The organism is Haloarcula sp. HT12 (assembly GCF_055271655.1).
The window spans coordinates 333,791-346,247 of record NZ_JBUXKW010000003.1 but is presented as its reverse complement, the minus strand read 5'-3'; the positions used below and the strand labels follow the sequence as shown (position 1 = coordinate 346,247).

Here is a 12,457-nt window from a genome sequence, read left to right as displayed (position 1 = left end):
AATGGACGACATACGCTTTGCAGTGCTTGGCACCGGTGGTATCGGACGGCGGACGCTCGATGTCTCACAGCACAAGGACGGCCTCACCGCCGTCGCGGCCTGTGACCGCAACGGCGTAGCTATCGACCACGACGGCCTGGACGTCGACGAACTGCTAGACGCGACGGAAGGCAACATCGCGAGCGGGCCTGATGAGGCATCGGATTCCACGCCGGCGACGCCCACGGACGACTTTGCCTCAGACGGCGGCGCGGCCGCGGTCGAAGGCGGAGGGGGCGGCGTCAAACAGCACGGCGAGCAGGCTGGCATCGTCGCCAGCGAGCAGGGCAAGCCGACGGAGACGCCTATCGACGACATCATCGCCGCGAGCGAGGCTATCGACGCCGTGCTACTGGCGCTGCCGAACCTCGAACACGACTTCATCCCGCGCGTGGCCGAGCGCTTCGCCGAGGGCGGCTACGAGGGCGTGATGATCGACGTGCTCAAACGTTCCCGCGTCATCGGCATGCTCGACGACCGCGAGGACAAACTGAAAGAGTCCGGCATCACGTTCGTCTGCGGAGCCGGCGCGACGCCCGGCTTCCTGACCGGCGCGGCCGCACTCGCGGCCCAATCCTTCGTCGAGGTCGAGGAAGTCGAGATCTGGTGGGGTGTCGGCCTCAAGTCCGGTTACGAGGACAACCGCGGCACAGTGAGAGAAGACATCGCCCACCTCGACGGCTACGACATCGAGCGGGCCCGCGAGATGAGCGAAGAGGAGATTGAGGAACTCATCGACAAACACGACGGCGTGCTTGAGTTCCACGACATGGAACACGCCGACGACGTACTCCTCGAACGGGCTGGCATCTGTGACGCCGAGGACGTCCACGTCGGCGGCATCCTCGACGTCCGCTCGGACGAGAAACCGACCACGACGACGGTCAGCGTGACGGGGACGACCTTCGACGGGGAGACTGGGACGAACACCTTCGAACTCGACGACGTAACGAGCATGGAAGCGAACGTCAACGGCCCGGCGCTTGGCTACCTGAAAGCAGGCGTCCGGAACAACCGCGCCGGCCACTACGGCGTGTTCGGCCCCGCGGACCTCATGCCCGGCTTCTGAGGCTGCTGATTTTTCATGACTTACGGCTTTGATCTGGACCAGCGACTCGAACAGCGCGAGGCAGGGAATCTCCGCCGGCATCTGGAGGTCGCCGAGTCCGTCTCCGCACGGACCCGATTTGCCGACGACCCGAAAGGCGGCGCGCCGGAGTTCGGCGACGAAATGGCCGTCTTCGCGTCGAACAACTACCTCGGGCTGGCTGACGACGCCCGCGTCCAGCGAGCGGCGGAGCTAGGGGCGCGGACTGTCGGCACTGGCGCGGGGGCCTCGCGGCTTGTCACCGGTGACACGCGAGTCCATCGAGCGCTGGAGCGAGATCTCGCGGCCTGCAAGGGGGCCGAACGCGCTCTGGTGTTCTCGTCTGGCTACGCGGCGAACATCGGGACCATCGACGCGCTGACCCCGGATGTCGTCTTTTCGGACGAACTGAACCACGCCTCGATTATCGACGGCTGTCGCGTCGGGGCGAGCGAGACGGTGGTGTACGACCACTGCGATCCAGAGGATCTGCGCGCGAAGATGGCAGCGCGTGCGGACGAAGCGGCCGTCGCTGGCGAGGACGACCGGTGGCTCGTCGTCACCGACTCTGTGTTTTCGATGGACGGTGATATCGCGCCGCTGTCGGCTATCTGTGACGTCGCCGACGAGTACGGCGCGTGGCTGATGGTCGACGAGGCACACGCGACGGGCCTGTTCGGCGACACCGGCGGCGGTGTCATCCAGCGCGAGGGGCTGAGCGACCGCGTCGACGTGCAGTTGGGCACCCTCTCGAAGGCGCTGGCGAGCCAGGGGGGCTACATCGCCGGCGACGATACCCTCGTCGAGTATCTGCTGAACGCCGCGCGGTCGTTCGTCTTCTCGACGGGACTGGCACCGCCCAGCGCTGCAGCGGCCCGGGAGGCGCTGCGAATCGCCCGCGAGACTGACCGAGCCACGGAGCTGTGGGACACTGTCGCAACGCTCCGGGACGGCCTGGAAACGATGGGCTACGAGGTGCTCGGCGAGACGCAGATACTCCCGGTCGTCGTCGGCGACCGTGGGGACGCCCTGGAACTGGCCGACCGGCTGCGTGACTACGGTATCGTCGCACCCGCCATCAGGCCGCCGACGGTGCCGGAGGGAACGTCGCGGATTCGGGTCGTGCCGATGGCGACCCACACTGCCGACGACATCGCACAGTGTCTCGATGCCTTTCGGACCGCCGGCGAGGAGGTGGGCGTGTTATGAACGAGACGACGCCGGATTCGGAACCCGAAAGCGGGACCGGTCACATCAACGAAGACGGCGTGTTCGTCGTCGGTACCGACACCGGCGTGGGCAAAACGGTCGTGACAGCTGGGTTGACGGGCTGGCTTCGGGAACGCGGGACCGAAGCGGTCGCCGTCAAGCCCTGCCAGACCGGATATCCGCCGGACGACGACGCGGCGTTCGTCGAGTCCGTCTGTGGCACATCGGACGCCGCGGTCTGTCTGGAGCGGTTGTCACCGCCGCTGGCACCGGAAGTGGCCGCCAGGCAGTCAGATGACGATCTCACGCTTTCCTACGAGTCGATCCGGGACGGCGTCACCGATGTCATGACGGCGAGCGAAACCGCCGTCGTCGAGGGAATCGGCGGCCTGCGCGTCCCGCTCGCGGACGGTCGAGAGGTCATCGACCTCGTCGCCGATGTCGGGCTTCCAGCCCTGATCGTGGCCCGCTCGGGCCTCGGGACGCTCAATCACACGGCGCTGACTGTCCAGGCGCTCCGTCGGCGCGGGGTGCCCGTTGTCGGCGTCATTGTAAACGAGTACGAGGGCACGACGACCGCCGAGCGAACAAATCCGACGGTCATTGAGCGAATGACCGGGTGTTCCGTCTGGACTGTTCCCCCGCTGGACACGGAGTCGCCTGCCGACGTGATCGGCGGGCTCAGGACGCATCTCCCGCTGTCGGTTCTAGATCCGGCTATCGATCAGTAGCTACGGGATGTGGCCGAACGAAGGGGATAGAACGGGGGCAAACCCCCGTCGTGTGACACTACGGAGCCGGTAAGGCTCCATCTGATACTTGACCACCAATCACTAAAATAGTAAGGTACGTTTCATTTGGAGATTTCACCGTAACGCGGGGACGCGTTCCGTTAGGAACGGACTAACGCCCAGCCGAAACAGCGGTTCTATAGGTCTATTGACAGAAGCGAGCCGATATCGACGCCGTCGTCAAGTAGCGTCCGCATACGGTCGACTGTCGCCTCGTTGCGCGTCTGCCCGGTTCGGAGCACCTCTTCGACTCTGTCTATCGTCGTCCGCGTATCCGACTGAACTGACAGCACTGGAACGTTTTTCTCGGCCGCCTGCCCGATGACCGCGCTGGCGGGCTGGAACCCACCGGTCAGCAGTAACGCCTTGATGCCGGACGCTTCGAGGGCCGCAGTCTGGACCTCCGAGCGGTCACCACCGGTGACGACGACGGCATCACGGGTCCGCCGGAAGCGTTCGAGCGCGCTGCTCCCGCTCATCGCGCCCACGCTGAACCGCTCGACGTGCACGTCGGTGTTAGCGTCACCGGTGAGGATATCCGCGCCGAGGTTCCGCGCGAGATCGGCGACGGTAACACCGGCGAGCGAGCGGTCCCGCGGCAGAATTCCGTGGACCGAAACCCCTTCGCTTTCGAGAAACGGGACCACGTCGTCGGCGAGTTCGTCCACCGTCGCGTCCGTGATACCGTTGAACAGAACGCCGTCGAGTCGGTCACCGATGGCCCGGGCCGCGGACAGGATCTGGTCCGTGTCACTGGGGGTATCGTAGCCAGTGACTAACAGCACTCGGGCGTCGAGCAGTTCGGCGATGTCGATGTCTGTGAGGTCGACGATGCTCCCGGTCGCCAGGTCGCTGCTCCCTTCGACGAGGAGCAGATCGGTCCCGTCCGAACACGTCTCGATGCTTTCCTGCAGTCGCTCCCGGAGGTCGTCGGGGTCCTCACGCCCGCGGATGGCCTCTTGGATGAATGTCGGGGAGTAGACGATGGGCTCCATCTCGTGGAGATCGGTCTCCAGACCGAGCAGTTCGCGGGCGAGCATCGGGTCCTCGTCCCGCGTTTTGCCGACTGCGCTTCGGAGCCGCGTTCCCTTGGGCTTCATGTAGCCGACGTCGTAGCCCGCGTCGTGGGCGCGCGTCGCTAGCGCGAGCGTGATTGCCGTCTTGCCGATACCTTCCTCCGTTGACGTAACGAGTAGCGTGTTCGTGTCGGTCATAGTTTCTCCTGGTCGAGGGTGAGTCGCAGGTCGACCGCCTGCACCCCGTCGGGCGTCGCGACGAGGGGGTTGATGTCCAGTTCCACGATAGCGGGGAAGTCAGTGACGAGTTGCGAGAGCCGCTGGATGGTCTCGACGAGCGTGGCTTCGTCGACGGGGTCGCGCCCCCTGGCACCGCGCAACAGCGGCGCGGAGTCGATGTCGTCGAGCATATCCTTCGCCTCGGTCTCGCTGACGGGGGCGACACTGACAGTGTTGTCTTCGAGCACCTCGACGAAAATACCGCCGAGGCCGAACAACAACAGTGGCCCGAACTGCGGGTCGCGGTTCACCCCGAGAATCGTCTCGACGCCGTTGTCGAGGTCGACCATCTCCTGGACCTGGACCCCCAGTATTGTCGCATCGTTCTGGTAGTTACGTGCCCTGACGACGAGGTCCTCGTAGGTGTCTCGCACGTCCTCGACGGGGACACCGACTTCGACGCCGCCGATATCGGACTTGTGCAAGATGTCCGGGCTGACGATCTTCATGACCACGTCGTCGCCGATCTCCTCGGCGATAGCCTCCGCTTCGACGGGCGAGGAGACGACCTCGCCCTGCGGCGTCGGGATCCCGTACGCGTCGAGCAGTTCCATCGCTTCCACGCCAAGCCGGTTCGACCCGCGTCGGGCACCGGATTCGAGTATCTCGCGGGCCCGCTCACGGTCCACGTCGAAGGTCGTCGGCTCGTCGTACTCGGTCGCCTTGATCTCACGGTAGCGTCTGAGAGCGTTCAGGCTCCCGACGGCGCGGGCCGGGTCGAAGTAGTTCGGCACGCCCGCTTCGCTCAGGACGTTCGCGCCGGCGTCGACGGACTTGCCGCCCATCAGCGTCGCCGCGACGGGTTTCCCGAACCGCTCTTGCTGTTCGACGACGCTCTCCGCGAGTTCCTCGAAGGAAAGCACTGCCGTCGGGCAGGCGACGACGACAGCCATCGAAACGTTATCGTCCGCCAGTACCGTTTCGAGTGCTGTCTCGAAGCGCTCCGCAGGAGCATCGCCGATGATGTCGACCGGGTTGTAGATGTTGGCCTCGTCGGGCATCTCCTCGCGGAGCCGGGAGAACGTCTCGTCGCCGAACTGGGCGAGTTGCAGGTCCGAGTCGCCGACGGCGTCGGTCGTCATCACGCCGGGGCCGCCGGCGTTCGTGACAATCGCGATTTCGTCCCCGTCCGGGAGCGGCTGGCCCGCGAGGATCTGCGCGTAGTCGAACAGCTCCTGGACGGATTCGACCCGGAGCGTTCCGGCCTTGTCGAGGCCGGCCTCGTAGGCCCGCTCCGACCCGGCCATTGCTCCGGTGTGGGAGGCCGCGGCGCTCGCACCCGCGTCCGTCCGCCCGGACTTGACGAGGACAATCGGCGTCTCCTGTGTGACCTCACGGGCCGTCTGAACGAACGAGGACCCGTCGTTGATATCTTCGAGATAGCCCAGAATGACGTCGGTATCGGGGTCGTCGCCCCATTCGGCGACGAAGTCGCTCTCGTCAAGCACCGCCTTGTTCCCGAGCGAGACGATGTCCTTGAAGCCGACATCGCGCTCGGCGGCCCAGTCCAGGACGGCGGTGATGAACGCGCCCGACTGGCTCATGAAGGAGATGTCCCCGTCGCTCGCCATCTCGTTGCCGAAGGTGGCGTTGAGCCCGACGGGGGTCGACATCACGCCGAGGCTGTTCGGTCCGACCAGATTCAGGTCGTACTCGCGGGCGGCCTCGCGGAGCCGGCGCTCGCGTTCGGCCCCGTCGCTGCCGGTCTCACCGAACCCAGCAGTAATGACCACGACGTTTTCAATGCCCGCCTCCCCGGCGTTCTCGATGACTTCGACCGCCACCGTCGGCGGTACAACGACGACGGCCACGTCGACCGACGAGGGGTCGTCCAGGTCGACGAGGTTGTCGTAACACGGCAATCCAAGCACTGTCTCTTTGTTCGGGTTTACGGCCAGGACCTCCCCTGTAAACGAATCGAGCAGGTTCGTGGTGACCGCGTGACCGACGGACCCCTCCGAATCGGTCGCCCCGACCACTGCGACACGGTCCGGCGCAAACAACGTCGATAATCGTCCCATGCCTCTACCCGGAGGTTACAGTGGGGCCCGAATATAGCTGTGGGGAACTCCCAGCGAGCGGGAATCTGGGCGATTCATTACCCTGATTTCGGGGTGACGGTGTTTTTGTTCGTCACCCTCGTAACGGCTTCCGATGAACGACACAGCACTCCTAGCACCGTTTGCTGACGAAGTCGTCCGTGGGGTCGCGGGGACGAACAACGTCGACGAGGAACAGTTGCGGTCCGCGCTGGCAGACCACCAGCGGACGATGCGCGAAAATCCGGGCGTCGAGGACCTCGTCTACGAGTGGCGAAAGCGATTCGACGACGCAGTATTGCACCGCACGCCCGAGACGTTCTACATGGCTGTCAGAGAAACCGTCTGGGAGGAGTACGGCGCACATCTCGGTATCGACGACTACCTGCTCGCCGCAGTCGTCGCAGTCCACCAGGAGCAAGTCCTTCGTGAAACAGCCATCGACAGCCGCGCTATCGAGGAAGACACCGTCGCACTCGTTGTTTCCCGTCCGTCGTCGGAATAGGACCGTTCCTTTTTATATAAAGCACGGAATGCTGACTGGAGAGGTAGTTGGGATCATCGGATAATATTTCAGTTCAGGTAACCAGCCATTCCATCTTAGAACATAATTTTTGGGTTCCCGAAAACATATTTTCACAAAACAATCTTTAAGTGGCTTCCGACTGTACGATAAGATGACTATGGCAACGCAAGAGCACGTCCGACGCGAGTTCGGCGAGGTCGAAGAGAACGAACTCCGCCTCGACAAAGAGAAGTCCGAGCAGGTAATCAACGCGCTGAATCAGGACCTGGCGGACACGTACACACTGTACCACCAGGTCAAGAAGCACCACTGGAACGTCGAGGGTGCCGAGTTCCGCGACCTCCACCTGTTCCTTGGCGACGCCGCCGGACACGCAGAAGAGGCGGCCGACGAACTCGCGGAGCGGGCACAGGCTCTCGGCGGCACGCCCATTGCCGGCGGCAAGGCGCAGGAAGAGCACGCGTCCGTAGAGCCGGAAGGGCAGGACGTGTACGACATCCGGACGTCGCTCGAAAACGACCTCGAGATGTACGGCGACATCATCGAGTCGCTCCGTGACCACATCGAGCTTGCGGAGAACCTCGGTGACCACGCCACGGCGCAGATCCTCCGGGAAATCATCGTGCAGACCGAGGAAGACGCCCACCACATCGAGCACTACCTCGAAGACGACACGCTCGTGCTGGACTAACGTCGGGATACCGCTTTCTCTCTCGTTTTCTTCTGCCGGGTAGCGTCGCTACCTAACTCAGGGTGTATCGTGTGGTGCAAACCGATTTGATTAAAAGTAAGTCGAGAATCGAAGGGAGGAGAAACGTGACGTGGGCGAACGGACTACCGTCGAAGGTCGACGGTTACGTCGGTCGAAATCCAGCCGTCTCGGTTTCCGTCTTCGGTAAACACGGTTCTGTCAGCACCGCTGTCCAGTGCTGCAACGTCCGGGCGGTCCTCGGAGGCCTCGACATCGTCCGTCTGGGATGGCATTACCTGAGTTAGGCACCCCTAAAGCTAAAAGGATTTTGGTTGGCCTAATCGTCTGCGGACACCAGCCCTGCCCTGACAGCATCGACGACGCAGTGCGGGCACCGACACGGCGCGGTCTTTAGTACCCGAAGCGACAAAGGAGAGGTATGAGTTCGGACGACGACCTTACCGCCCTGATTACGGACCTCGTGACGACGCTTCAGGAGCTAGAGACGGAGGTCGAACCCACGACCGACAGCGGCTTACCGCGGCCGCCGACGCCGGGCGAACTCCTCCGGTTTACCAGTGATGTGACCATCCCGGCGGTCATTCTCGTCCTGAAGACCAACATCGAGGCGCTGAAGATTCTCCGGCGTGCCCTCCGGATGGCGGAGGGGCGGCCGACATCAACCGGCTCCGCCTCCGACGAAGTGCGCCAGCGCGCGAGTGATCTGAGCCGGGCCACGCTCTCCCGGCTCGACGGGGCCCTGACGGACCTCCAGCGAGCCGTCGACGGAACTCCGGAGGACGAGGAGGCCCGCGAACTCATTCAGGAAGCCCAACAATTACGCAGCCAAATCCAGGATCGGTTGCCTGATGAAACAGGAGCGAGCGGGGACGCCGAACCCGACCGAGGTACTGACGTTCCAGTGGACGTAGACGCCGAATTACGGTCGATTAAGGACGATATCGACGGCCCTGAATCGGACGAGACGGGCACCGAAAACGGGGACGGGAGCGACGAGGAGTAAAGAACGCCAGAGCGGTGTGAAAGTTATGTTATATCAAATATAATGATTTATTATTGTACAGCTCTTGGTGTGACTACCGATGTCCAGCTCTTCCGCTCCGGGTGGTCGTCGGGCGACCCTGTTCGTCCGATCTGACCTCCCCGCGCCGTCACAGAAACGCTGTACCGCTATCGAATGCGAGCTACAGGAGCTGGTGTGTCGTGACGTACTCGACAGCGTCGAGACGGTCGAATGGGAGAAACGCGTTCCGCTGCAAGGCCCCGGTCACGGAACCGAACGGGACCTGTACAACGAGTTCGCGGACTGGGCCCGGGAGGCCGGTGTCTGTCTCGCCCCGTTTTTCGACACCCGGCTCTGTTACAGTTCGACGACAGGCGAGAAGCGTCGGGAGCTCGTCATGCCGGCCGTTTGTCTCGCTATCTACGAGGACGACGACCTCGTACAGGTTGCCCCCTTCGCCGACGCGGGGCGCACTGAATCCGTCGAGGAGTGCATCGCGGAACTCGCCGAGACGGGGGCACTCCCGGACACACATTCGGCAACGGTCTCGACCGTATAGCGCACTCGCGTCCTGGTCGCCGCTTCTGTGGTTCCGCCAGCACAATTGCCGCGACACAAACCATGAAGTTCTGCTCAGTGGATATGTCGTATTGCTATGACATATCAGGTGACACGTCGTGACGTGCTCGGCACCGGCGCGTCCCTTCTCGGGGGCCTGGCACTCGGCTCAGCGACCGCCAGCGGCGCGCTCCAGACCGACGGGACCACTGTCACGTTCCTCCACGACACCCACGTCCACGGGCGGTTCGCGAACGCTTCGGCGGCGGACCTGAGCGTCTCCCGGTACTTCGGGCTGATGAACGACATCACCGAGGACGCGGACACAACACTTCGGGTGGGCAACGGCGACGACCTGGCGTCGTCGGTGCTATCCGCGGTGTTCGAGGGGCGACACGTCGTGTCGACGTTCAACGCCGGCGGGCTGGACTTCGATACGTTCGGCAACCACGACTTCGACATGGGACCGGAGGTCCTCCGCGACCGCGTCTCCGACAGCCTGTTCACGTGGGTCAGCGCGAACGTCCGCGAGGACGGGGACGTTTTCGCCGCCGACCAGGGCGCACAGCAGTACGTCCTCACGGACGTCGGGGACGTGACGCTGGGTATTACTGGCCTCATCACGCCGGAGGCACCCGAAGTCACCTCTATCGGCGAGAACACCGACGTCTTAGAGCCGGCGTCGGCGCTGGAGGACGTGACAGAACAGATGCAGTCCGATGGCGCTGACGCGGTTATCGTGCTCTCTCATCTCGCGAGTGAAACCGCTCGAACCGTCGCCGAGGAAGTCGACGGCGTCGACGCTATCATCGGGGACCACGCCGCGACACTGCTCGAAGAGCCGGAGGTCATCAACGACACTGTCCTCTCGTTCGTCGGCGACGAGTACGAGTACGTCGGGGAGTTAGCGCTGGGTGTCGGCGACGCCGGCGTCACGGACCACGAGTTCGCGCTCCACGACGTCGGCGCATCGTCCGCCGGAACGGACCCGTTCGTCAAGCTCGTCCAGAACCACTACGAGACACAGCTGGAACGGCAACTGGACGTCGTCATCGGGGAGACCACCGAACCGCTGGACACCAGACAGTCAGTCGTCAGGGCACAGGAATCGAACATGGGGAACTTCGTCGCCGATACGATCCGTGCCGACGTCGAGGCCGACGTCGCGCTGATGAACGGTGGCGGCATCCGGACGGACCGGCTGTACTTCGAGGACGCGAGCGAGGACGACCCGGCGGAGATCACACGGCGCGTCGTCGTCGACATCCTGCCGTTCCCGAACAACGTGGTCGAACTGGAAATCACGGGCGAGACGCTACTCGCGGCACTGGAAAACGGCGTCAGCCGCGTCGAGGAGGGGGCTGGCCGGTTCCCGCAGGTGAGCGGCATCACGTACACCTACGACCCAACCGCCGAGAGCGGCGACCGGATTACCGAAGCGACTGCCGGTGGCGACCCGATCGACTCGGAAGCGACCTACACGCTCGCGACGAACGACTTCGTCTCCGGCGGCGGCGACGGCTACAGCATGCTCAGTGACGCGACCGTCCTCGTCTCGTCGAACGAGGGGGCACTCCTCTCCGACCTCGTCATCAGAACTATCGAGCAACAGGGGATGATTTCGCCGACGACGGAGGGACGTATCACCAGGCAGGGCGAGGGAAGCTAATCAGACGGGGTCCCAGCGGTACCCGTCCCAGTCCTGGCTTTCGGGCACTTTGATACCCGCGTCGGGGTCGCGGAGTTCCTCGACGTAGACGGGTTCGACCGTGTCACCTGTTTCGACCTCGTCCGTGGTCACCTGTCCGAGCGCGCGGACGAACTCGTCGCTCGCGTCGGTGATATCCGTGATGTCGAACTCCACAATAGCGAGCGTGTTCGGCTCGCGGACGCCCGGCGGGGTCGCCGTCGAATGGGTCCAGGTGACGACTTCTGCGGTCCGGTCCGAGAGGTCGACGGTCTCTTCCTGTGGTTCGCCACATTCCGGACACAGCGGATGAGTGGGATACGAGACGTGGCCGTTCGAGCAGATGCCTGCGTCCAGCGTCATTCTGCGGCCTCCATGATGGTGGTGATGACACAGTTGCCAAAGCCGCCGACGTTACACGCCAGCGCGGTGTCGGCATCGACCTGCCGCGGCCCGGCCTCGCCGACGAGCTGTTCGTAGATTTCGACGCCCTGTGCGACACCGCTCGCGCCGAGGGGGTGGCCCTTGGACTTGAGCCCGCCGGAGGTGTTGATCGGCAGGTCGCCGTCCTTTGCAGTGGCGCCGTCCATCGCTAGCTCCCAGGCCGTTCCCTGGTCGGCGACGCCGATACCCTCTAGCTGGAGGAACTCAAGAATGGTGAACATGTCGTGCAGTTCGGCCACGTCGAGGTCCTCGGGGCCGAGACCGGCCATCTCGTAGGCCTCCTTGCTCGATTCGACGACCCCGCCCATGACCGTCGGGTCGTCGCGCTCGTGGACGACGTGGGTATCCGTCGCCCCGCCGATGCCGGAGACGAGGGCGTACTCGTCGGTTATCTCCTCGGCGCGCTCCTCTGTGGTGAACATGAGCGCAGCGCTGCCGTCCGTGATCGGACAGAAGTCATACAGCCGTAGCGGATCCGCGATAATGGGCGACTCCAACGCTTTCTCCATCGTGATCTCCTTCTGGAACTGTGCGTTCGGGTTGTCGACGCCGTTCCGGTGGTTCTTGACCGCGACTCGGGCGAGTGACTCCCGGGGGGCATCGAACCGCTCCAGGTAGTGTCGGGCGGTCATTCCGGCAAACGACGGGAGTGTCACGCCGTGTTTGTACTCGTCGGGGTGGGTGATCGAGGCGATGATATCCGTCGCCTGGCCCGTCGTCTTGTGGGTCATTTTCTCCCCGCCGACCAGGAGCGTCATCTCGCTGGCCCCGCTGGCGACGGACTGCCAGGCCTCGTAGATACCGGCCCCGCCGGACGAAGAGGTCTGGTCGACCCGTTCGCTGTAGGCCGGAAGCACCCCAAGATCGTGGGCCAGCAGGTTCATGATTCCCGTCTGCCCTTCGAACTCGCCGCTGGCCATGTTCGAGACGTACAGGTGCTCTACGTCGTCGGGCGAAACGCCGGCGTCCGTGAGACACTCCTCGCCCGCCTGCGAGAGTAACTCACGGATCCAGGCGTCGCGTTGCCCGAATTTCGTCATTGACGCGCCGATTACTGCGACTCCCAT

General features: G+C 64.0%; 13 protein-coding genes. 8 read left to right on the top strand and 5 right to left on the bottom strand.

What is annotated here, in order from left to right; all coding sequences use genetic code 11:
- Position 1: 1 nt before the first annotated feature.
- The 3 genes from ACY9XZ_RS11350 to bioD are packed head-to-tail and all read left to right on the top strand — an operon-like array spanning position 2 to position 3,066.
- On the top strand, positions 2 to 1,108 hold the full coding sequence (locus tag ACY9XZ_RS11350) for a transcriptional regulator (protein WP_463457142.1): 1,107 nt from the start codon (positions 2 to 4) through the stop codon (positions 1,106 to 1,108).
- A 15-nt stretch (positions 1,109 to 1,123) separates the two neighbouring features.
- Positions 1,124 to 2,335: an aminotransferase class I/II-fold pyridoxal phosphate-dependent enzyme gene (locus ACY9XZ_RS11345; RefSeq protein WP_463457141.1), complete on the top strand. Its 1,212-nt coding sequence runs from the start codon at positions 1,124 to 1,126 to the stop codon at positions 2,333 to 2,335.
- Positions 2,332 to 3,066, top strand: a complete 735-nt coding sequence (gene bioD / locus ACY9XZ_RS11340) for a dethiobiotin synthase (protein ID WP_463457140.1) — start codon at positions 2,332 to 2,334, stop codon at positions 3,064 to 3,066. The genes ACY9XZ_RS11345 and bioD overlap by 4 nt, the downstream gene beginning before the upstream one ends.
- A gap of 197 nt (positions 3,067 to 3,263) precedes the next feature.
- Here bioD and ACY9XZ_RS11335 read toward each other — a convergent pair whose 3' ends face one another.
- Positions 3,264 to 4,340 carry a phosphotransacetylase family protein gene (locus tag ACY9XZ_RS11335; protein WP_463457139.1) on the bottom strand — a complete coding sequence of 359 codons (1,077 nt, stop codon included), beginning with the start codon at positions 4,338 to 4,340 and terminating at the stop codon, positions 3,264 to 3,266.
- Positions 4,337 to 6,442 carry an acetate--CoA ligase alpha subunit gene (gene acs, locus ACY9XZ_RS11330; RefSeq protein ID WP_463457138.1) on the bottom strand — a complete coding sequence of 702 codons (2,106 nt, stop codon included), beginning with the start codon at positions 6,440 to 6,442 and terminating at the stop codon, positions 4,337 to 4,339. Before acs ends, ACY9XZ_RS11335 begins: the two co-directional genes overlap by 4 nt.
- A gap of 133 nt (positions 6,443 to 6,575) precedes the next feature.
- On the opposite strand from acs, the gene ACY9XZ_RS11325 reads away from it, so the two are divergent.
- Together ACY9XZ_RS11325 and dpsA are read left to right on the top strand one after the other, a co-directional pair.
- Positions 6,576 to 6,965, top strand: coding sequence for a hypothetical protein (locus ACY9XZ_RS11325; protein ID WP_463457137.1), 390 nt, complete (start codon positions 6,576 to 6,578; stop codon positions 6,963 to 6,965).
- Positions 6,966 to 7,143: 178 nt separating this feature from the next.
- Complete coding sequence (gene dpsA / locus ACY9XZ_RS11320; protein ID WP_463457136.1) at positions 7,144 to 7,677, top strand: DNA starvation/stationary phase protection protein DpsA; 534 nt, start codon at positions 7,144 to 7,146, stop codon at positions 7,675 to 7,677.
- Between the two features lie 143 nt (positions 7,678 to 7,820).
- On the opposite strand, the gene ACY9XZ_RS11315 is transcribed toward dpsA, so the two are convergent.
- Positions 7,821 to 7,970, bottom strand: a complete 150-nt coding sequence (locus tag ACY9XZ_RS11315) for a hypothetical protein (RefSeq protein WP_004517997.1) — start codon at positions 7,968 to 7,970, stop codon at positions 7,821 to 7,823.
- A gap of 146 nt (positions 7,971 to 8,116) precedes the next feature.
- Here ACY9XZ_RS11315 and ACY9XZ_RS11310 point away from each other — a divergent pair, with 146 nt between their 5' ends.
- The 3 genes from ACY9XZ_RS11310 to ACY9XZ_RS11300 all read left to right on the top strand — a co-directional run bounded on the left by ACY9XZ_RS11310 (position 8,117) and on the right by ACY9XZ_RS11300 (position 10,928).
- Positions 8,117 to 8,701, top strand: a complete 585-nt coding sequence (locus tag ACY9XZ_RS11310) for a DUF7547 family protein (protein ID WP_463457135.1) — start codon at positions 8,117 to 8,119, stop codon at positions 8,699 to 8,701.
- A 79-nt stretch (positions 8,702 to 8,780) separates the two neighbouring features.
- Positions 8,781 to 9,260: an HTH domain-containing protein gene (locus tag ACY9XZ_RS11305; RefSeq protein ID WP_463457134.1), complete on the top strand. Its 480-nt coding sequence runs from the start codon at positions 8,781 to 8,783 to the stop codon at positions 9,258 to 9,260.
- 96 nt (positions 9,261 to 9,356) lie between these two features.
- Entirely contained in the window at positions 9,357 to 10,928 is a 1,572-nt protein-coding gene (locus tag ACY9XZ_RS11300; protein WP_463457133.1) for a bifunctional metallophosphatase/5'-nucleotidase, read from the top strand.
- On the opposite strand, the gene ACY9XZ_RS11295 is transcribed toward ACY9XZ_RS11300, so the two are convergent.
- Positions 10,929 to 11,309: a Zn-ribbon domain-containing OB-fold protein gene (locus tag ACY9XZ_RS11295; RefSeq protein WP_463457132.1), complete on the bottom strand. Its 381-nt coding sequence runs from the start codon at positions 11,307 to 11,309 to the stop codon at positions 10,929 to 10,931.
- Positions 11,306 to 12,457: a thiolase family protein gene (locus ACY9XZ_RS11290; RefSeq protein ID WP_463457131.1), complete on the bottom strand. Its 1,152-nt coding sequence runs from the start codon at positions 12,455 to 12,457 to the stop codon at positions 11,306 to 11,308. The genes ACY9XZ_RS11295 and ACY9XZ_RS11290 overlap by 4 nt, the downstream gene beginning before the upstream one ends.